The sequence below is a fragment of the ANME-2 cluster archaeon genome (assembly GCA_014237145.1).
GTDB lineage: Archaea > Halobacteriota > Methanosarcinia > Methanosarcinales > Methanocomedenaceae > Methanocomedens_A.
Window position 1 is genome coordinate 1 of sequence record JAAXOC010000021.1, and the last position, 20,271, is coordinate 20,271.

Sequence of the window (20,271 nt, forward strand, 5' to 3'; positions counted from 1 at the left end):
TTTATTTGTCCAGTCACCGTTGATACTGACATTATAACTGTCAGCGATATTACCGCTTGGATTTGCTTCCCAGGTATAATTTACCCAGAAGTTTCCTGTGGTGTGAGTAAAGGTTTCGGGAGTGGGGGGGATATCAGCATTAACACCAACAACAATTGCCAGCCCCACAAAAATAAAAAAAATTAAACATTTAGAGAATAACCTCATTTGCCCCCCTCGTTTTATAGTAACATCAGAAACTGCACTTATGACAGTTCTATTCTCAAAATTCAACAATGAAAGCAACACTAAAATCAATAAATGCATATTTTTCACCAATAACTACATAGATTATTATATATTCAGGTTATAATTTCTATTTTATATTAATAAGTATTATATAACATTTTACTTTCATTAAAATTTTACATCCATTAAAATTTTACGATTAAAGCTTGGATTTATTGATAATCAGATTAAAATCAGTTACTATTCAGCCATACTTAAGACCAGATGCCAATGGCGAAAATCCACTTATTTGTGTTTATGGTGATACATTGTTTAGTTTTTATTACTGAGTCCAAGTCCATCGATTTCAAAGGTGTTTGACAATTGTGTGTAATTATCTATTTGTGGACTATTCAGTCTATCGATAACGTTTATATGTGGCTGAATAGTTACTAAAATCAAACCACAATTACTAAACCTCTTCATTTTTATAATATGTTCTGCAACTACTTAACCCTGTTTGACTTTAAGCATCCAATCCCCCTAAAATACTTACAATTGAACAGTCCCACAATGTTTATTTCAAATCCATCAAAGGCATAAGATTCTTACCTTCACATTTAGTACCCCTCCCACCCAATTTCGCAACTTTACATATCTTTAGGTTACTGTAGATTAACCACATCATACTACAAAGGCGGCAGGTTGTGGTAGATCATAAGGGGCACCCAGCGGCGTAGAGGTGGAGCAATCCCAGGCAGCAGGAGAGAGGAATAATGGATGGAAGCCGGAACCAGTTCATTATCAACTACAGAGATTATAGAGACCACAGGAAGAAACAATAACGGTTTGTGTACTCAATAAGTATATAATATAATTAATATATTTTGAGACTGTCGGAAAAGTCGATATTTTGAGATATTACATTCAAACCTGAAATTTCAATGCTACAGTTCATAGCGTTTTACAGAGATATGTTTTATTCAATGTTTCGATTTTGGTACTTTTCCGACAATCTCATTTTAACAACCACTGACAGTATCCAAAAATGTAACCTTTGAACTATACTCCCTGAATTCATCTACAGTCCCATAATTATCGGTTGATTCTATAACTTCTGAAGCATGTTCTTCAATAAAATTGTTTAGGTATTTCCTTTTCAACTTTGTATCTTCAGCGACAAAAAGATGTACCATTATACATTTCTCAGATTAATATTCAATCTATAATCAACTGAATCGCTTTATAGCATTTCTTGATATTAAACAGCAAATGGTTTATATTTTCACTTGTAAGTTGCTAAACATGGTTATAACTGAAAGGGACAACGCATTATTTGAGGCAGGCATCAAATTGGGTGCTCTGTATCATCAGTTCACAGGCGCTCCAGTAAATATCAGTACTGTAGATAGCCTTGAGCAGGCTATAAAGGAAAGCATATCAGTGCAACCCTACGTTGAAAAAATATCGGTAACGATAGACAGGGACATGGTCACCAGCAGGACTGGAGAAAAGTTCAAATACTGCGAACTGGAAGGCCGGATGCTGGACGTGGAGGCCAGGATCACTTTTGGCGGCACAACGGTAACAGTGGGACTGAAATACGATCAATCACTGGATTATCCACTGATGCGCATTATTGATATAATTGAAAAATAAAATGGTAGATACAATGGTTTTTATCGACTTGTTGAAAGTGCTTTATTGTACTCCATTTCTATTGTATTCCTGCTATACGGATATCCTGACAAGGCGTGTATCTAACCGGGTTTGGAAGGTAATGCTGGCAGGGGCCATCATTTTTGTTACATATGATGTTATAAACGGTGGAATACCTGCCCTGGTCAGGCTTTTAATTTCAGCAAGTGTAATATTCGTATTTGTCTATATCTTATTTCAGTTCGGTGCTTTTGGAGGAGCCGATGCCAAGAGCCTGATTGTCCTGGCCATTATCATACCCGTTTACCCAACAATTGAAATGTTCGGACTTGTAATGCCATTGAATGGCGTGCCCCTCATCGATCTTTTCGCTTTTAGCGTATTTGGGAATTCTGTCCTGCTGACCGTAGTGGTACCCTTGTTCCTGTTTTTCTATAACCTGTTCACCTTAAAACCGGGCGAGATGTTAGAACGGCCAGCATATCTCTTTGTTGGATTTAAAGCAGACATTTCAAAATTGCTGGACAGACACATCAAATTGATAGAAGAATGCTATCTTTCAGAAGGTGAATTTCATACAAAGTTCAGGCGCGGTGGAGCAAGTATCGACGAGGAAACTGTAAAAGAACTGGAAGGATTCGCTGCCGATGGCCTGATGGACAGGCGGGTATGGGTCACTCCGGGCCTGCCTTTTATGATACCCATTACACTTGGGTTCTTTGTAGCTGTTTTGTATGGTGATTTGATATTCGCTCTTACAAAATTCTTATTAATGAATTTTTAATTATCGTGACTTTGATAAATTGATATTTTATTCTTCTGAACCTTCTGAATATTCAATTTATCATCACATGATATTGTAGAGAAAAAACATACTTCAATCCCATCTTTAACCGATTATTGGTCACAAAGAATCCCAACAACTTGAATTTTATTGAACGGCCATCTCATATCCACTCATAATGTGCCATGACCTCTGGCTTGAAATCATACAACATACTCCCCTCCGCATAACCAAAGAACAGGCAGCCTTCACATTCTGTTGTTATCTTCCTGCGTTGTTCCCGTGAACTCTCCCACACATTCACCAATCCGTCCCTGATATGCCCCAGATGTTCCGTCTTCAACCTGCAGTTCTCTATCCAGCCATCAGATGTTACATTTAATATAAGATCACTGGCATGGCATCTGAAATCCATATTCCTGTCCCTTACCATTTTCAGGTATGTCAATGAATTAATGATAGGATACCCCTCCTTTTTCAACCCGATGACCCGGTCCAGCACATTTTCATACTTAACATTATCACGTATTCCAATGATCTCCCAAACAGCAGGGTCAATACCTTCTGATTCATCCAATGGCTCAAAAGATATCCAGACTCCCAGATCCCTGGCCAGGTGTACCAGCGGCACGACATCCTCAAGGTTCTGTCCTGATATGACACAATTGATCAAGATGGGGTTCCTGCGCCCATCCTTTACAGCTTCTATCCCGGCCAGAAGGTCATCAAAATCCATGCCCCTGATATCCTTATAGCTATCGATCCCATCAACTGATACAGACAGGTAATCCACATCATCCAGTTCATGTGCCCGCTGCTTGAGCAACTTACCATTTGTTATCATGGAAGTAATAAATCCAAGGCTGCGTGCATAAGCCATTATCCTGGGCAGGTCCTCCCTAAGCAGTGGTTCCACAGTCCATGCATTATAATACTTGATACCAAACTTCTTTGCCTCATCCAGGAGGCGCAGGATATCCCCGGTCTCCATCTCATCCTTTTCTTCCTTCCAGTACTCGCAAAAATCACAGTGCATGTTGCACCTGGCATTGATGCCATGGGACATTACAATGGGCCGTTTTTTAACACGCAACTGCCAGAGGGCCCTGGATGCAAGAATTGGTGAAAACGTTCTCATATTAACCAGATCTGATTATAGTATTTATGGTAAGTCCTGGGTTATATCTATCACGATTTAATCCTTTTGCAACCAGGTCCCAGGTCCTGGCAGTATTCTGACCTGTGAATTTATAATCAATCATATTATATGTTAGCATATGCCTGCAGCACTTGAACCACTTGTGGATGAATCAGGTCTGGTTGTTGAGAATAATATCCGGGTACTGGTGGTGGCAGATATCCACCTTGGTATAGAGTGGGACCTGGGCAATAGCGGCATAGTGGTCCCAAGCCAGTCCGGCCAGGGCCTTGCAAAGATAATGGAATATATAGACGCAGCAGCACCTGACAGGGTCGTGCTGCTGGGGGATGTGAAACATAATGTACCCCGGATATCCTGGCAGGAGAGGGAGGAAGTGCCCCATTTCCTTGAAAGCATAGCAAAAAGTACAGCGGTTGATATAGTCCCTGGCAACCATGATGGAGACATGGAATTCCTGCTCCGGGGCATTTTGCCCGGACTTGAAGTTACACTGCAACCTGCCAGGGGTTTTGTGCTGGACGGTGTCGGGTACTTCCACGGCCACACCTGGCCCGACCCTGTTTTACTCTCCTGCAACCACATTGTAATGGCCCACAACCACCCTACCATCAGGTTTACTGACCGACTTGGTTCCAGCAGTGCTGAGCCTGCCTGGATACGCACCCGGTTGAATCGCAAGATACTGGAAGCACATTTTAATTCAAAAGCGGGAGACCTGCCATGGTATGACCCTGAAGTGGTGATCATGCCAGCCTTCTGCCAGCTCTGCGGTGGTGTGGCATTCAATGAATCGCTGCATGGCGACCTGCTGGGTCCTGTGTTTTCCTCAGGGGCAGTGGAACTGGACAATGCGCAGGCATACTTGCTGGACGGTACCAGACTGGGAAAGCTAAGTGACCTGAGAAAACTGGGTATTACGAAAAAGAGACCTGACAAAAGGAGTAAGAGAAGTAAAAGAAGCATAAATAGTAAATAAAAGGTATCCACTCAAAGATTCAGGGTTTTGAGGGGGACATAAATCCACGTGTAATCAAGTACGTTCGGCTAATTTTGAGTGGGTGTAGCCTATGAAACCCATAATGTTAGTTATAAAAAATATAACACAATATCAATCGCATAGCATCCGGTGCGCATAAAGAGCACGGTAGAGTGCAGTTATGATGTAGTATCTGTTCGATGGGCTATAATATGGTACAAGGAAAAGGGCTGGGTTAGTAATGTGATTGAAAAATTTGTTGATCAAGTCAATTTTTACAATGTGCTGGAGTTTATGTGTTTTGAATTTGTTCCTCAAATTCTGAGAGGTTGTTACTTGAGAGTGCTAAATCTATAAGCTTATGTAATTGTGACTCATTTTTAGCATTATAAATAATATCAGCCAGACCAGGAGAAATATTACCAAATCTTTTAGACAATATTTGAATGATACTTTCTTCCATACCTTCTTCTCTTCCTTTTTCTTTTCCTTTGTTAAGAATATCTTGGTATATTACTGATTCTTCCATATTCTCCACCTTCATTAGACTTTTAATCAATTCTTTAGGATAGCGTAATCCTGCTAATATGCCAGTACAAACATATATATCAGCTTTTAATACTTCATCTTCAATGCCTATTTTCCGTACCAGATTAAAGCACTCAGTTAAATTTTGTTTATCATCGATTGCTCTGACTTTTGCCAATGGTAGTATTGGAAACAAACCATATAAATTATTATCGATGATCCTGTTTTGATCCATTTCCCAGATTTTTAATACTTCATATTTGAAGAAAAGAATGTCTTTATCATATATCGAATTTACAAATGTGTCCACAATATTAAGACCGGAATTATCAGGGTTAAGGTATATCACCAACGGATAAATTGGGATTTTATACATATCATATATCCTGGCAAAATAGGATAACATACGATGTGGCATATTTATATCATGTGAACTCTGGAATTCAAGATGTAGAATAAATTCAGTATGTTTAGTAGTATCCTTAACTTTAATGAGACAATCGGATTCTCGTATATTGGCAGGCAATTCCTTATTAAGTGGGGTTATTTCTCCTTTAAAATCCTTAAATACCAGATTTACGAAATGATGTGGAAATTTATCTGATAAAGTTTTGAGAGTTATATCATAGTCCTGCAAACTTACACCTGTTTTACTGTTGCCCTGATAATAGCAGTATTGGAATTAACTGTTAGCCAAGCGGGGTGAAAGTATTATGGAAATATTTGTTATGTCTGGAGAGATTATACTCTTTTTTTTTGACTTTACATGCTTAGCGTCCTTTGCGGTGTGTTTTTTATAATTCACCACAAAGAAAACCTACATGAAATTCTTCGAATAACATGCACAAAAAGATGAAAGAACCCAAGGGTACTTTCATGCTAAAATAATAACACTCTTTGCGTTAAAATAATGAAATAACAACGAGTACAGCTAATCTTAAGGTTATACCATACTTTTTAGAAGTGGATACAAAAAAAGAGCAAGTAGTACTAATCGTCACGGTAAGGGATCTCGATCTCCATGAACTCGGTGGCGATACTCACATTCTCGAATTCTTTTTTCGCATCTTCCAGCAGCTGGGAAGTATCATCCGAATACCTTGAACTGATATGTGTCAACACAAGTTGATGCACATTTGCCAGGGATGCCATGGATGCAGCCTCGCCTGCTGTGGAGTGTTGGGTTTCTTTAGCCCATTCCACCATATCATCGGCAAAGGTACCATCGTGGATCAACAGGTCCGCCTTATTACTGGCAACAAAAATTCCGCCGCAGGGTCTTGTATCACCCGAATATACGACCTTCCGTCCCGGCCGCGGCTGCCCTACAATATCACTACTTTTTATGATCTTACCGTTTACTTCTACATCTTCCCCATTGTGCAGGCGCTTGAACAGGGGGCCTGGCGGTACACCAAGTTCTACGGCTTTTTTCTTGTCGAACCGTCCAGGGCGCTCTTTTTCTACAAGTGCATAACCAAGGGATGCCACACTGTGTTCGGTCTTTAAGGCTTCGATATAATAGTCGCCCCTGTCCACCTTATCCCCTGGATATAATTCGATTGCCTTGATGTTATATTTTAATTTATAGAACCCCATGGCCGTCATCATCCTGACAAATTCTTCGACCCAATGAGGCCCGTATATCTTTAGTGGTTCGGTGCGGCCGTTAAAGTTCATGGTCTGTACAAGGCCGGATATGCCAAGGATGTGGTCGGCATGAAAATGTGTGATAAAGATCGAGGTCAGGCCGCCCATGCCTGTCCTTGCACGCATCATCTGCTGCTGGGTACCTTCACCGCAATCGAACAGCATAAGCTCACCCTTCCTGTTCACAAGTACGGCCGGAGGATTGCGCTCAGGTGTGGGAACACTGCCTGCCGTGCCAAGGAATATCACTCGAAGCATAAAGTAGTTTTATGTCATCTTTGTTATTAAATGCTAGCCCTTTATTAACAAATTAAAATAATATTAATTAAAATAATAATTATACAATTTTTTAAAAGTAATGTGATACAATATTAGAGATTGTCGGAAAAGCTCGTATTCCTTGGCATTTCAATATATCAGGATTTGAAGAGAAATTTATACACCATATCAGTAACACCATACCAGTAACACTATACAAGCCGGTCAATGGGGGTCATATCATCCACTTCCATCAGACTGGACATTGCATGGGTATCGACATTAAATCCTTGTTCCTGGGCCACTGCCATGGGATTGGTGCCGCCGACAACCACAACCCCGAAATGGTCCCGTTCCACACTCACTCCCAGAACATCGGTATTAGGCTCTCCCACTTCCAGGATACCACCGAAACCCACCGAAACCAGATCATCCAGTGTTTCTTCCACTTTATCCCTGGCATTCATAGTGATCTCCCTGAGGTTGGCCAGTATCTTGCCCGAGCCGATGGTAAGCATATCACTCACCGAAGTAAGAGATTGGGACATCAGTATCTCCATGGGATCGATCGTAGTGCTGTCATACCTGACCAGGTCAGTGAAACGCACGGGATTTCCGTCCTTTACTTCCACCAAACCACCAAATCGTGGCTTTACCGGAATGCCGCGCTTTAAAAGTATGCCGTCCACCGTGATACTGCAGACTGTTGTGATGCCGCACTTGCCGCTTGGGATGACAAAATCATTCACTGATTCGCCGGATAACAGAATCTTTGCCAGCGGACTGACTGTCAATCCACTGAGCATCACATCACGGAAAATGGGCAGGATATTATCTACATCCTCACTATCTATTAAGGATATGTTAGTCACAATCCTACCTGAACCAGATGATGGATCGAACGAGACACCATATATCAGGTCCTCGATATTTGAAAGTGTAAATACGATCTGGTTCCCATTCATACTTCTTAATGTTTTTACTGCCATAACTCTCACCGCATGGTCTGATCATATAATAGATATGGTCAGGAATATTGTATGTAACACATTAAAAGGATGCCTATTACCAATACCTTTACCACCTGAACAAATCCAGTAGGTCGTTGGGCAAACTATGATACCATAGCTTGAAATTATGAATCGGTCGTAATTCTCGTTTGGTCTTAACCTGTTTCCACACACAGAACAGTTTGTTGGAGGAATTACTGTGAACAACGGAAACATTTTTCCATTGTGTTCGGTTTCTGGAATGTCTTAGATGATTTTTCCATGCTCTACTTCTTTTGCTATTGATTTATTGATACATTGGTTGCCTTTCACCACACATATATATATAAAATGTTAATTATAACTAAATTTTACTATGATGTTTGAGTGTCAGCATTGGTTATTAAACAATAAAGTTGACAGATCAGGAAATAATAAAAAGTCTCATAATTGTAAGCACAAGTTTTATATTATTTAAGATTACTTTTTGGAACAATCGTAATATTAAATAATAATAATAGATTTGATAATTATATAAATAATATTCATAACGACTTCGCAATCTACGACGTAATGGCAATACATGATTTGAACCTTGCTTTGAGATATACCGATTGGATACTCATGTTGAACGGATGCAGGATTTTTGCACCTGAGGATTCTGCGTTATTACACATGATAGAGAATATTCGTTCGACAAGATCGGTCAACTCTTCCGTAAATCGATGTGTCCACGATATTTGTGCAATGTAGAAATGATATGATAAAGATGAACTCAATTGTAAAAAAAATATTACTATTTATATCAATCACACTGCTTGTGATACTCGCGATAGTTACGGCAGCGGAAGATACAGACGTTGATGTCAGAGTCAACGCACCTGAGTTTGTGTCAGATACATTTGAGGTCACGATTGATATTGAGAACGTAATTGATCTGGATTCCGGGCAGTTCGATCTTTCCTTCGATTCAAGCATTGTGAATGTTGAAGAGGTGGAGGCAGGAAGTATAGATGATACAGAAGTGCCTATAGATATGTGGCGTTTCATGGATGATGATAGGATCAGGGTGATTTTCAATATTCCCGGTGCAGATGGAGTAAGTGGTTCGGGATATCTGACAAAGATTGTTTTTGAAGTTGTTAGTAACCCCGGAGATACCACTATCATGGACTTGTCTGACACATTTGAACGAGTGCTCGTTGATATGGATTCAAATTTAATAAATACAAACTGGTTCAACGATAACGTGACAGTTGGTACTTCAACGTCTGCATCAAAATCTGCCGCCACACCAATGGCTGATACAACACCATCACCAACGCCAGTTGCAAATTCTGTAAAGACCACATCGCCCGATTCCACACCCGGATCGGCCACATCGTACACACCTGCAGCGCAAGATACGCCAGATACAGCAGTACCGACCGAGACATCAGAAAGAGATGACCCGGATGGACTGGATACGCTAACAACACACAATTTAATTGCAATCTACTCGTTAATCGGATTATTAGCTTTTATCTATACATTAACTATACTCAAGTGATGATACTATGTATGCACAGAATAAAAACCTGAAACTAAATATTATTGCAATACTGGTTTTATTAATAGTATTTACAACCAATGCAACAGCAGTGACAGTCAGTGTCGATGCTCCCGAATATGAGTCTGGTAGCAGATTTGATATTACAATCGAGATCGATGATGTCGATGATCTGGATTCCGGACAGTTTGATATATCATTCAATTCAAGCGTTGTAAACGTGACCGATCTCAAGAATGATATAGAGGATGGGGAGATCGGGAGCACAGCAGTGCCAATAGATAACAGTTATTTCATGAGTGCTAACTCGATCAGACTGCTCTTCAATCTTCGCGATGTCACTGGTGTTAGCGGGTCAGGGACTCTTGCAACTATCAGATTTGAAGTGTTGGGAGAAAACGGAGATATCAGTTTCCTGGATCTCTCTGATGGACTACTTGTCGATAAGAAATCAGATAAAATCCCTGCAAATTGGGTTAATGGCATAGTGACCATTGGCGATCCACCAACTGGGACACTGACGACGTATACCACTACAGTATATGTGAAAAACATCGATGATGACAAATTGGATATTCATCTCCTGGTCAATGGAAATGATGAGGGTTTTGAGAGTATCTCATCTGGTAAGACCAAAGAGTATGATGATTACGGTCTGGAAGAGGGGACACACACATTCACGATCAGGTGGTTCGATCCTGACACCGATGAATGGTATGAGAAGACCAAAGAACACACCATAACAGATGTAACAACCATAATACTCCAGACCGATGAGCATGCTGAAGATGAAAATAAGATCAGTTCTCATGTTTTTATAAATAATCTCGACAATGATAAACTTGATGTCTATCTCTATATTGATGGGAATTATAAGAAGTACTTGAGCATCTCTTCCGGAAATACCGGTGATTATGGTGAAAACGAGTTCGGGAAGGATGAATATTCATTACATTCGTTTAAGATTGAATGGTTCGATCCTGATACCGACGAAAATTATGAAAAGATTACCAGAAGTCATATAACAAGTGAAGAGGCCGTGACTCTATATGTCGATAAGCACACAGAAGTGGATGTAATTCCTGTACATGAAAAGTATCCAAACCCGGTTTCGACTTCTTCTACGCTGGCATCATCCTCAACTCAATCAGCCAATGGTACGCCTTCGTCTCCCACAACAGCAGGGGGAAGTGGAATGATAACAGATACTACGACTCAATCAACCAAAGTTACACCTTCAAGCCCGATTGAGGGGGAAGATTCTACTGAAAATAACGGTCTGGAACATCATATTGTGACTACTTATACACTGATTGGATTTATTGCTTTTATGTTTGCGCTGATACGAATTAGAAGTGTTTGATGTCTATGAAGATACTTGTATTTTTTTTATTGATCATCTTGTGTATTAACATTGCCTGCGCATACAGCGAGGATGATCTGGAATGGGCATGCGGTAACTCAAAGGAACTTCATCTTGGTGAAATGATCTCAAACGGTAATTATACCGTGGAGCCTTATAATTTCCCCAAATCTAACCAAAATGAAATACGGTTCGTTGGGATAAAGTTGTATAAAAACGGCATTCTGGTCGCAGATCAAATACTTGTTGAGGACGATAACTACATCTATGACGATGAGATCAGGATGACCGCCCTCGAATTCTCATTACCGGCCCAGGATTGGACAACGGATCTGCCCAAAGAACAATGGGCGAAGATCAAGATGGAACCACGGGGTATGCCGCGTTTTGATGTGCAATTTGAGACTGATAAGGATGATTACTCTGCATACTCATCATATATTGAAGTAGATCTTACCATTCAAAACACCGGGGATGCCAAGGCACATAATATGGACATTTATGTGGATATAGACGGTCTCGAAATGATCAATGGAAATGCATATTATCATTACAGTGAACTCGAAAAAGGGGAACTTGTGGATGGTAAAACGGACACTACAGCGTTTGATCCGATCACAATGCGATTTAGTGTACCTTCTGTGGTAACGGATACTGCATTCAATATAGCAGTAAACATCGAGTATTATGACCTGAAAGGTATGAAATATTCATATTCCGAATCGTATCCAGTGAAAGTACTTGGCATGTTCAGGATCACAAAATCAATAAATGATAATATTTACATTAATGATATTGCTACAGTCACGATATCGTTAAGAAATGATGGTGCATATCCCATCAACACAATTAAGATAAGCGATACCCTGCCTCCAGACTTTGAGTTGAATAAAGATTCACCTCTGGAATGGGAATTGAATCTCAAGCCTGGTGAGTGCAGGAGTTTTACATACTCATTAAAACCACTACAGCCGAATGAAGAGGGATATGTTATCCCGGCTGCGATTGTGCAATGGACTGAAGATGGTAAGATTTGTTCTGCGCGGTCGGATTCTCCGTGTATTACTGTGTATGGTCCGAAGATAGAGTTATCAAAAACAGTAAACCCGGAAACTATTAACGTGGATGGGATTGTGACCGTCACTATCGATGTGAAAAATACCGGGAATGTACTGGCGAGTATTGATGTAACCGATTACCTCCCGGAGAATGCTGAGCTGACAGATGGTGTACCCGTCACGGAGATGGTTTTGAGGCCAGGTGAAAGTCAGACATTCGGTTATAGCATGAAAATGAACACAATCGGTTCTGTCGAAATGCCGCCCGCAGTTGTGCACTTTGCAGATTCTTTAGGTTACGATGGAACCGTAGTTTCAGAAACAATATCGATCAAGGTGAATCCGGTAGTAACCCCACATGCTACACAAACAATCGATACTTTAGATCAAGCAACAACCACCGCGGCTGCCACGAATTCTGCTGCCAAAACAAATGAAAAAGCGGGTGCAGGATTGGTTTGTATGCTGGTCGGCTTCTTTGTGGCTGTATTTGTAATTATGAGGGGTAGACGGACGTAAGATTCTTTTTACTAATTACGTAAGCGATCATCAATGCTATTCCAGCCGCGATTGTTAATAAACTTGAAATACATAATCCACTCATCAATTCTGGCTCTACCAAGCACGATCCTATCAGAAGCGCTACTCCCAATAGTAAGAAAAAAATTCCGGTAATTAATTTATGTTCAGGTTTTTCTTGATTTTCCTGTGGCTTCCACAGTCCACGGTCTACCAAGTCGATCTTCTTTTTATGTTCTAAAAAAGCAACGAATGCGTAGCATGCAATCCCTGCGATTATTATCAAAACCCAGTCAAACATAATATAACAATGGTAAAAGACGTATTTATAGTTAATTATTTCATAATTTTTCATACGATAATTTTATAAACGATATAATTTATGATAATATATTATGATTTCAAGAATAATATGTACAATTGGTATAATTTGGATGATAGTCCTGATACCGGCAACATCAGCAGTAGCATACCAAACAAATGTCAATGTCAATGCTCCAGAAATGGTGGACGGCGATTTCGATGTCACGATGGAGGTCGAAAATGTTGTCGACCTCGATTCAGGGCAGTTCGATCTATATTTTGATCCATCTGTCGTGAATGTCACAGGTATCGATGATGGAAATATCGATGGAACCACCATACCCATAGCTGACTGGGAAGTTAGCGAAAATAAAATCAGAGTGCTCTTCAATCTTCCCGGCATTGATGGGGTGTCCGGATCCGGATTGCTTGCAACGATACATTTTGAGACGATAGTACCAGGAGATTGCGTCATGGGGATATCTGAAGGATTACTTGTCAATACTATGGCAAATGTAATACCTGCAAGTTGGGATGGTGTCGAAAGTGTTATAGCCAAGACTACAACCAAGACTACAACCAAGACTACAACCAAGCCCACTACATCGATCCCGGCAGATTCGACTGAAACCAAAACACCCGTACCCACCGAACCCGTACCCGGATTCGGAGCACTATTTTCGATAGGTGTACTCGCGGCAGTGTATCTTGCATTCAGGAAAAAATAATAAATCATATTTATCCGATACCACTGGCTGCGGTGTATCTCGTGATCGTGTAGGAAGCAAGTAAAATTTGTTCACGAATTTGGAATAGTTTGAAATATCTCTATTCTGACATTGGTGTGCATGCAATACATACTGGTTCTACACTTTACATTTTTTTTTATTTTTCCTCAGTTGATTAAAAAATACCTACAGTCACACAATCGGTTTAAATATTCCTTGAACGGCGAACAATATTTTACCCAATGTTCATGACAATTGTATACATTGAAATATTTTTCAAAATATTTTAAATATATTCTTTGGCCCAATAACTGTTACAGCAAGTATCAAATTATTTACAAGTTCATATAATTTGAGCTCATAAGAAGGAATTATCCCAATACCACCAAACTCATCAAGATATTTATGAGTAACATTTTTCAATTGATGGGACATCGAAAATGATTTTTAAGATCTTCATGTATTCGATTTTTGATTCTGGTTAAAAAATGTACTAATTCGAGATAATTTGGCATAATAATTGATTATCCGGATATCTAAGACGACTTTTTTTTCGTAGTTACAACATAAATAATTTTATATTATACCTTTTCTACGGCCCTATTGAATACCAGTTTCATAATATTTTAATCTTAATCACTCTACACCGCAGCTCTGCTGCGGTTGGCTGTGCCGTCGCAATGTTTGACTTAGATATGTGCATACAAATAGAAATATTTATATAATTTAATGTTACGATTGAGCTAATAATTAATAATAAACATATACATTTCAATAAAAAAAAGCACTATTTCAACTAATTAGAACAATCATATGATAAATTAACCATAATTTGTAAAAAATAAATTATGTTACACACAATAATTAAATCACACTCAGAAATGTGTATCTTAGCAGTGCTCTTGTCAATTGGTTTTTGCCAGATTGGCCTGGCAGCAGGAACGCACACACTGCGTATTGGAAGTGCAGAATAGAGCGTCAGTGATACTGTGGGTGTATCAATCAACATCGCGAAGGCATCAGTCATAGGGCCATGAATTTAGGAATAACCCATGATGCGAGCAGGATGAGGTGGCTGTATGACTGGAACGGCGTATGAAATCGGAGGGATAATGGAACTGAGACCAATCGGAATTATGCACACCCCATACAAGACGATAGGGGATGCCCCATTTCAGGGAAGGTCATCCAGTGAAACCTGTGAGATAGAGATCTTCAAAGAGTACGAAGATGGGTTGAAGGATATCGATCAATGTTCCCATCTTATACTTCTTTACTGGCTCGATAGAGCGGATGATCGTGTTTTACAGACACGCACCCCGTTTGATACGGATGTTCACGGGGTGTTTGCGACACGATCTCCGAGCAGACCCAATCCGATCGGATTCCATGTCGCTGAACTGATTGAGCGGAAAGGGAATGTTTTAAGGATCAAGGGGGTCGACGCACTCGATAAAACACCCCTGATCGATATAAAACCATACTCTACCGGGATCGATGCGATTAGTGAAGCAAACATCGGATGGTTTAAAAATGCAACAGAAGGTGACCAGATGGATGGAAATTCCTATAGAAAGAATATAGAAGAGTTGATAAAAAAAGGAGACCTGAAAGGGCTTCTTGAGAAAACCGGAGAATTGCACGGGCATTTTTGCAGCCATTCAGCGTACGGTGTTAAGGCAGGCTACATTGCCATGTGTGAACTTGGAATAACAAACACGGGAATGGAAGAGATTGTAGCGATCGTTGAAACTAATAATTGCTTCAGCGATGGTATTCAAATGGTGACCGGATGTACTTTCGGAAACAACTCCCTTATATACAGGGATTATGGAAAAACCGCAGTGACTGTGGCAAAGAGGGATGGTAAAGCAATAAGAATTGCACTCAATCCGGATTATGAGGAATCCAGCGCTGAAAATCATCCTGAAGCAAATGCACTTTTCGAAAAAATCGTTGTGAGGCGTGAAGTGCCAACACCTGAAGAGAGTGCAAGGATGGTGCAGTTGTTCAAAAAAGCATCACTTGAAGTACTCGATGTTGCTGATGATGAAGTCTTCACAATCGAGCACAAAACGATAACCCTTCCGGAATATGCTCCAATCTTTACATCCGTAAGATGCTCAATTTGCGGTGAAAATATCATGGAAACGCGTGTGAGGATAAGGGATAATAAACCGATCTGCATTCCGTGCGCGGGTGATGAGCACTATGCGATGTGCGGAGACGGGATATACGTTACGAGGTGATGAATATAATATTAAGTCCAAATAAAAGGGAACACTTCCTTCCGATGCCAGTGGTATTGATTTCCACGGTAGACCGGGAAGAAAAATATTCAATCATCATCGGAAAGGTCGTGCATCTTGAGGTTGATGATAGATATCTCGCAGAAAATGGGGATATGGATTTTGAGAGAGCACATCCTCTATCGGTGATGCTCGGCGAAACTGGAATGTACTACACAGTGCCAGCAGGCACTGGAGACTACCGCGAATATGCTGAAATGTTTACAGTAGGTAAATGAGATGAAGACGATATCTGTACTTGGTTTGATGTTTGTGCTGCTCTGTTCCGGATTCACCGGAATTGCGGCTGCGGATGATTCGATTGACATAACCGGTGCGGTGCAGGACGCAATGACTGCGCTTGGGGTTACAAACAAGACCTCTGGTCTGTGCGTGTTGACCGATGCCGGATACGTGAAAGTTGATGGAAAGACGACACAGGGGTGTATCACAACACTCCGGAAGGAAACAGGATGTTCTATCGGAGATGGGAACTTGCTGACGATTCATAGGGCAGTAAATAAGCCACTCTGGTTTGTGATCTTCGATAATGCGACAAAGGACTGCGTTTACACAGTCAATAAGAATGGAGCATTCAACGCAAGAAAGGTTAATATCGACGGAGAGAACGCCACAACCAGTGATGGCTGGAATGCGATGAAGTATGCACTTGGATCAGACGCGTTCACGATTGTAACGATTGCGAATGCGTGTGGATACGGCGCACCGTACGACTTCTTGAAGTGTGTGGAATTCCACAACCACTTATGTCCGGGGGTGACGTCAGGTTACATGCTTGCAGACTATCTATTGAAAGAGTACCCGCTGGTTGATGGTGAGAAGTATGTGGTGATCTCATGCCCGATCTGGTGCAAAGACGATGCGTTGCAAGTTATTCTGGATACAACCGTCGGGAAGCGTGGCATCTTTGCAAAGAACATGCCAGCACATGATGAAGACGCAATCGAGAACGCTGCCGGGATATACATCGTCTGGAACACAACGCTTGGTAGTGGAACCGGTCATGTCCTCTCGTTTGACTTTGATCATGCACGCAATGTTTCGAATGTAACCGAAAGCGATTTTGAGGCATACCCAATGGCAAGTAGGATCAAGATGGACTGGGGCATGATGCCGTACCTGAATCAGCCGGAAACGTTCATATCGACGATACACACGTTTAATGTTACCTCTGATCTGCTCAAGAGGCTTGAGCTGGCAGGAGTTGATCCTTATGTTGAGATCGGGCTTGCAGACGATCCGTGTGCAATTGATATCTCGGGTGCGCTGCAGGATGCAATGTCTACGCTCGGAGTAACGAGAGATAGCCCGGGTCTGTGCGTGTTGACCGATGCCGGATATGCAATGGTAGATGGTAACACGACTGAGTGCTGCATCGGAATGATCGAACGGGATACAGGATGTTCCATTGAAGCTGGAAACCTGTTGCCGATCCACAGATCAATAGATAATCCGCTTTGGTTCGCAATCTTTGATAACAAGACAAAGGACTGCGTTTACGCGGTTTACAGGAACAAAGCATTCGACGCAACTACGATCAACATCGACAGAAAGAACGCCACAAACGCCGATGGCTGGAATGCAATGAAAGCAGCAATCGGTTCAGATGCATTTTCAATCATTACGATCGCAAACGCATGGGGATATGGTGCACCCAATGACTTTTTGAAGTGTACGGACCTGCACAACCACCTCTGCCCGGGACTGTCGTCAGGCTACCTGATTACAGGATACATCCGTGAGAATTATCCGCTGGGTGCGGGCGAGAGCTACACGTGGATCGGATGCCCGAACTGGTGCAAGGAGGATGCGATCCAGGTTCTTCTGGATTTAACCCCCGGAAAAAAGAGCCTGATTGCCAAACAGCGTTCCGGTGAACTTTTCGTAAAAGAAAAACCTCTTGCAGGAATTCTCATAATCTGGAACAGTACAGCAAAATCGGGACGGGGTGTTGCTTTCCAGTACGATTGGGGAAAAACGTGCGACCTTTCGGATGTCGATCTCAGTGATTTCAAGCCACCAGGAGGCAAAACAAATCCCTTATTCTGGACTACCCGGATAAAAGCCAGTTTCGGACTGCTGCCATACCTCGATCAGCCGGATATGTTTGTTTCACTGGCTTCGGACGAGTTCAATGTAACATCCGAACAGCTCGAACGGGTGAAGATGGCAGGAGTTGATCCATACATTGAACTCGGGCTTGAAGAACCAACCGTGGTGCGTGGAGACTTCAACGGCGATGGTAAGGTCACATCCGCTGACGCGTTGATACTGCTTCAGGTAGCGGTTGGGAAGATAACTCTGTAAAAACACCGAACATGAATAACAACAAGAGGTAATTAATATGAAGAAAATAGTATTGATATTGGCTGTGTTGCTGTGCAGCATGGCATTCTCTGCGAGTGCGCTTACAGAGAACGATGAAGTCTCTGAAACGAGCAGCGGAAAGACCGTGAGGATGGCAGGAGGCACACCGGGTGGAGCTGACTGGGGGTATCCATCTCCATTTACGTTCTACCCGAGGGGTCCTGGTTATGCCAGGATGAGTCTCTTATTTGATACCCTTACATGGAAGGATGCGAACGGAGTCATACCCGCTCTTGCGGATGGCTGGACGATCTCTGATGATGGTAAAACATGGACGTTCTATCTCGACGGGAACGCTAGATGGCATGACGGAGAATTGTTCACCGCAGATGATGTGAAGTTCACCTTCGACTATATGGCGGATTGCGAGGGTGCGTTCAAGTGGTTCGACGCGATCAGTTACATCGATAATGTGGAGGTTATTGACGACTATACAGTTGTCATAGATCTAAACGCGCCGATGGCATCGTTCCTGGTGGACATCGCAGGAAATGTGCCAATATTACCAGAGCATATATGGAAAGATGTGTCAGACCCACTCACATTTAAAAACGCTGACGCAGTCATAGGCACAGGTCCACTGAAACTTGTGGAATACGACTCGGCTACGGCATCCTACCAGTATGAGGCTAATTACGACTACTACGATGGAAAACTCCTCATAGACGAGTTTATATCGATGGAAGTTTCCAATACGGCAGCTGCACTGCAAACCGGTGAGGTGGATGAAGTATCCTTCTGGGGATCTGAGATCTCGGCGGTTCAGGAATTCAAGGGTGACCCGAACTTCGAGATAACCACCGGTCCGAGTTTCTGGGTGCTACAGGTGATCTTCAACTGTGACGAGGATGATACGAAAGGGTATCCGACGAACATACTGGAGTTTAGACAGGCAATTGCACACGGAATCGATAGAGACATGATGGTTTCGAATGCCTTGAATGACGGCGGTATATCTGCGAATACCGGCATAATGCACCCTGACTCGATCTGGTACAACCCTGATTGCACAGTTTACGAGCATAACACAGATACGGCTAACGACATACTCGATTCGCTTGGTTTTGTGGATACGGATGGCAATGGGATACGTAACTATCCGGATGGTGCGCAGCGAAGTGGAGATATCACATTCGATCTCTATACGACCAGCAAATTTAGTAGGGAAGCGGAACTGATACAGGCGGATCTTGCTGACATCGGGATTGAGATAGTGGTGACATCGAGCAGCTGGGGTCCGATAGATACTCGCCTTAAGGAAGGTAACTTTGACGTGGTGATCAGCGGTCATGGAGGAATATCAAATCCTCAGATTATGCGTATCCCGTCCTGGCCTGCGAGCACGTATCATAGTGATGACTACGATTCCACCTTTGCAGCACAGGAGGTGGAGATGGATCTCGATACGCGAAAAGAACTTGTCAATCAGCTCCAGGAGATAGTTGCAGACGATCTTCCGGTCTATACACTCTACCACCCGTACATGTGGTGTGTTTACAATCCGGAAGTGCTTGATACATGGTTCTATACAAGAGACGGGATTTGTATAGGAATCCCACTCGAATTGAATAAACTCATAGTCCTTGCACGGTACGGAGATGCAAACGAAAATGGGAAGATCAATATGCAGGATGTGACCAAGATTGAGCGGATGATTCTGGAACTCGATGAGGAGACAGATATGGCAGATGCGAACCAGAATTATAAGATCAATATGCAGGATGTGACCCACATAGAACTGATCATTCTCGGAAGGGCACCGATTCGCACCGAATAAAGGCATAAGTTGCTGCTTCATGCAGCAACATATATTTTTTTATACCAATGCACCAAATAAGTAAACTCGTGTATTATTTTGTCAT

The 20,271-nt window shown here is 41.8% G+C and carries 20 protein-coding genes; 11 read left to right on the plus strand and 9 right to left on the minus strand.

The features are described 5' to 3' along the window. The 3 genes from HF974_03225 to HF974_03235 form a co-directional block, all read right to left on the minus strand. A partial coding sequence (locus tag HF974_03225; protein MBC2697350.1) for a hypothetical protein occupies window positions 1-306 on the minus strand: 306 nt, incomplete at its 3' end. A 590-nt stretch (window positions 307-896) separates the two neighbouring features. Then, window positions 897-1,037 carry a hypothetical protein gene (locus tag HF974_03230; protein ID MBC2697351.1) on the minus strand — a complete coding sequence of 47 codons (141 nt, stop codon included), beginning with the start codon at window positions 1,035-1,037 and terminating at the stop codon, window positions 897-899. 192 nt (window positions 1,038-1,229) lie between these two features. Beyond that, the gene (locus tag HF974_03235) at window positions 1,230-1,403 is read right to left on the minus strand and encodes a hypothetical protein (GenBank protein MBC2697352.1); all 174 of its coding nucleotides are present in this window, start codon (window positions 1,401-1,403) and stop codon (window positions 1,230-1,232) included. 109 nt (window positions 1,404-1,512) lie between these two features. Here HF974_03235 and HF974_03240 point away from each other — a divergent pair, with 109 nt between their 5' ends. Next, window positions 1,513-1,866 (plus strand): hypothetical protein, encoded by a 354-nt coding sequence (locus HF974_03240; GenBank protein ID MBC2697353.1) that lies wholly within the window; start codon window positions 1,513-1,515, stop codon window positions 1,864-1,866. Window position 1,867: 1 nt separating this feature from the next. Further along, on the plus strand, window positions 1,868-2,650 hold the full coding sequence (locus tag HF974_03245) for a peptidase A24 (GenBank protein ID MBC2697354.1): 783 nt from the start codon (window positions 1,868-1,870) through the stop codon (window positions 2,648-2,650). 163 nt (window positions 2,651-2,813) lie between these two features. Here the strand turns inward: HF974_03245 and HF974_03250 are convergent, their stop codons facing one another. Then, window positions 2,814-3,788 carry a radical SAM protein gene (locus tag HF974_03250; GenBank protein ID MBC2697355.1) on the minus strand — a complete coding sequence of 325 codons (975 nt, stop codon included), beginning with the start codon at window positions 3,786-3,788 and terminating at the stop codon, window positions 2,814-2,816. A 139-nt stretch (window positions 3,789-3,927) separates the two neighbouring features. On the opposite strand from HF974_03250, the gene HF974_03255 reads away from it, so the two are divergent. After that, the gene (locus HF974_03255) at window positions 3,928-4,788 is read left to right on the plus strand and encodes a metallophosphoesterase (GenBank protein MBC2697356.1); all 861 of its coding nucleotides are present in this window, start codon (window positions 3,928-3,930) and stop codon (window positions 4,786-4,788) included. A 292-nt stretch (window positions 4,789-5,080) separates the two neighbouring features. Here the strand turns inward: HF974_03255 and HF974_03260 are convergent, their stop codons facing one another. The 3 genes from HF974_03260 to HF974_03270 form a co-directional block, all read right to left on the minus strand. Then, window positions 5,081-5,953 carry a hypothetical protein gene (locus tag HF974_03260; protein ID MBC2697357.1) on the minus strand — a complete coding sequence of 291 codons (873 nt, stop codon included), beginning with the start codon at window positions 5,951-5,953 and terminating at the stop codon, window positions 5,081-5,083. A 353-nt stretch (window positions 5,954-6,306) separates the two neighbouring features. After that, on the minus strand, window positions 6,307-7,224 hold the full coding sequence (rnz, locus tag HF974_03265) for a ribonuclease Z (GenBank protein ID MBC2697358.1): 918 nt from the start codon (window positions 7,222-7,224) through the stop codon (window positions 6,307-6,309). A 212-nt stretch (window positions 7,225-7,436) separates the two neighbouring features. Beyond that, window positions 7,437-8,189, minus strand: a complete 753-nt coding sequence (locus HF974_03270; protein ID MBC2697359.1) for a DUF128 domain-containing protein — start codon at window positions 8,187-8,189, stop codon at window positions 7,437-7,439. 844 nt (window positions 8,190-9,033) lie between these two features. Between HF974_03270 and HF974_03275 the strand changes: the two genes are divergently transcribed. From HF974_03275 to HF974_03285, 3 genes are read left to right on the plus strand one after another with little or no spacing between them, the layout of a single operon-like run. Next, complete coding sequence (locus tag HF974_03275; protein ID MBC2697360.1) at window positions 9,034-9,762, plus strand: hypothetical protein; 729 nt, start codon at window positions 9,034-9,036, stop codon at window positions 9,760-9,762. Between the two features lie 7 nt (window positions 9,763-9,769). After that, on the plus strand, window positions 9,770-11,125 hold the full coding sequence (locus HF974_03280) for a hypothetical protein (GenBank protein ID MBC2697361.1): 1,356 nt from the start codon (window positions 9,770-9,772) through the stop codon (window positions 11,123-11,125). 5 nt (window positions 11,126-11,130) lie between these two features. Beyond that, window positions 11,131-12,702, plus strand: a complete 1,572-nt coding sequence (locus HF974_03285) for a DUF11 domain-containing protein (protein MBC2697362.1) — start codon at window positions 11,131-11,133, stop codon at window positions 12,700-12,702. On the opposite strand, the gene HF974_03290 is transcribed toward HF974_03285, so the two are convergent. Next, window positions 12,680-13,003: a hypothetical protein gene (locus tag HF974_03290; protein ID MBC2697363.1), complete on the minus strand. Its 324-nt coding sequence runs from the start codon at window positions 13,001-13,003 to the stop codon at window positions 12,680-12,682. The two genes, HF974_03285 and HF974_03290, sit on opposite strands and share 23 nt — an antisense overlap. A 94-nt stretch (window positions 13,004-13,097) precedes the next feature. Here HF974_03290 and HF974_03295 point away from each other — a divergent pair, with 94 nt between their 5' ends. Then, window positions 13,098-13,733 (plus strand): hypothetical protein, encoded by a 636-nt coding sequence (locus HF974_03295; protein MBC2697364.1) that lies wholly within the window; start codon window positions 13,098-13,100, stop codon window positions 13,731-13,733. Between the two features lie 276 nt (window positions 13,734-14,009). On the opposite strand, the gene HF974_03300 is transcribed toward HF974_03295, so the two are convergent. After that, window positions 14,010-14,156 (minus strand): hypothetical protein, encoded by a 147-nt coding sequence (locus tag HF974_03300; protein ID MBC2697365.1) that lies wholly within the window; start codon window positions 14,154-14,156, stop codon window positions 14,010-14,012. 689 nt (window positions 14,157-14,845) lie between these two features. Here HF974_03300 and tsaA point away from each other — a divergent pair. The 4 genes from tsaA to HF974_03320 are packed head-to-tail and all read left to right on the plus strand — an operon-like array spanning window position 14,846 to window position 20,186. Beyond that, complete coding sequence (gene tsaA / locus HF974_03305) at window positions 14,846-15,982, plus strand: tRNA (N6-threonylcarbamoyladenosine(37)-N6)-methyltransferase TrmO (protein ID MBC2697366.1); 1,137 nt, start codon at window positions 14,846-14,848, stop codon at window positions 15,980-15,982. Next, window positions 15,982-16,260 (plus strand): hypothetical protein, encoded by a 279-nt coding sequence (locus HF974_03310; GenBank protein ID MBC2697367.1) that lies wholly within the window; start codon window positions 15,982-15,984, stop codon window positions 16,258-16,260. The genes tsaA and HF974_03310 overlap by 1 nt, the downstream gene beginning before the upstream one ends. A gap of 1 nt (window position 16,261) precedes the next feature. Continuing rightward, window positions 16,262-18,349, plus strand: a complete 2,088-nt coding sequence (locus HF974_03315; GenBank protein ID MBC2697368.1) for a hypothetical protein — start codon at window positions 16,262-16,264, stop codon at window positions 18,347-18,349. 37 nt (window positions 18,350-18,386) lie between these two features. Further along, window positions 18,387-20,186, plus strand: coding sequence for an ABC transporter substrate-binding protein (locus tag HF974_03320; GenBank protein ID MBC2697369.1), 1,800 nt, complete (start codon window positions 18,387-18,389; stop codon window positions 20,184-20,186). Window positions 20,187-20,271 lie beyond the last annotated feature (85 nt).

Coding starts and splice junctions, on each gene's coding strand:
- HF974_03235 (MBC2697352.1), bottom strand. CDS start 1,403: ATGGTACATCTTTTTGTCGCTGAAGATACAAAGTTGAAAAGGAAATAC.
- HF974_03240 (MBC2697353.1), top strand. CDS start 1,513: ATGGTTATAACTGAAAGGGACAACGCATTATTTGAGGCAGGCATCAAA.
- HF974_03245 (MBC2697354.1), top strand. CDS start 1,868: ATGGTAGATACAATGGTTTTTATCGACTTGTTGAAAGTGCTTTATTGT.
- HF974_03250 (MBC2697355.1), bottom strand. CDS start 3,788: ATGAGAACGTTTTCACCAATTCTTGCATCCAGGGCCCTCTGGCAGTTG.
- HF974_03255 (MBC2697356.1), top strand. CDS start 3,928: ATGCCTGCAGCACTTGAACCACTTGTGGATGAATCAGGTCTGGTTGTT.
- rnz (MBC2697358.1), bottom strand. CDS start 7,224: ATGCTTCGAGTGATATTCCTTGGCACGGCAGGCAGTGTTCCCACACCT.
- HF974_03270 (MBC2697359.1), bottom strand. CDS start 8,189: ATGAATGGGAACCAGATCGTATTTACACTTTCAAATATCGAGGACCTG.
- HF974_03280 (MBC2697361.1), top strand. CDS start 9,770: ATGTATGCACAGAATAAAAACCTGAAACTAAATATTATTGCAATACTG.
- HF974_03285 (MBC2697362.1), top strand. CDS start 11,131: ATGAAGATACTTGTATTTTTTTTATTGATCATCTTGTGTATTAACATT.
- HF974_03290 (MBC2697363.1), bottom strand. CDS start 13,003: ATGTTTGACTGGGTTTTGATAATAATCGCAGGGATTGCATGCTACGCA.
- HF974_03295 (MBC2697364.1), top strand. CDS start 13,098: ATGATTTCAAGAATAATATGTACAATTGGTATAATTTGGATGATAGTC.
- tsaA (MBC2697366.1), top strand. CDS start 14,846: ATGGAACTGAGACCAATCGGAATTATGCACACCCCATACAAGACGATA.
- HF974_03310 (MBC2697367.1), top strand. CDS start 15,982: ATGAATATAATATTAAGTCCAAATAAAAGGGAACACTTCCTTCCGATG.
- HF974_03315 (MBC2697368.1), top strand. CDS start 16,262: ATGAAGACGATATCTGTACTTGGTTTGATGTTTGTGCTGCTCTGTTCC.
- HF974_03320 (MBC2697369.1), top strand. CDS start 18,387: ATGAAGAAAATAGTATTGATATTGGCTGTGTTGCTGTGCAGCATGGCA.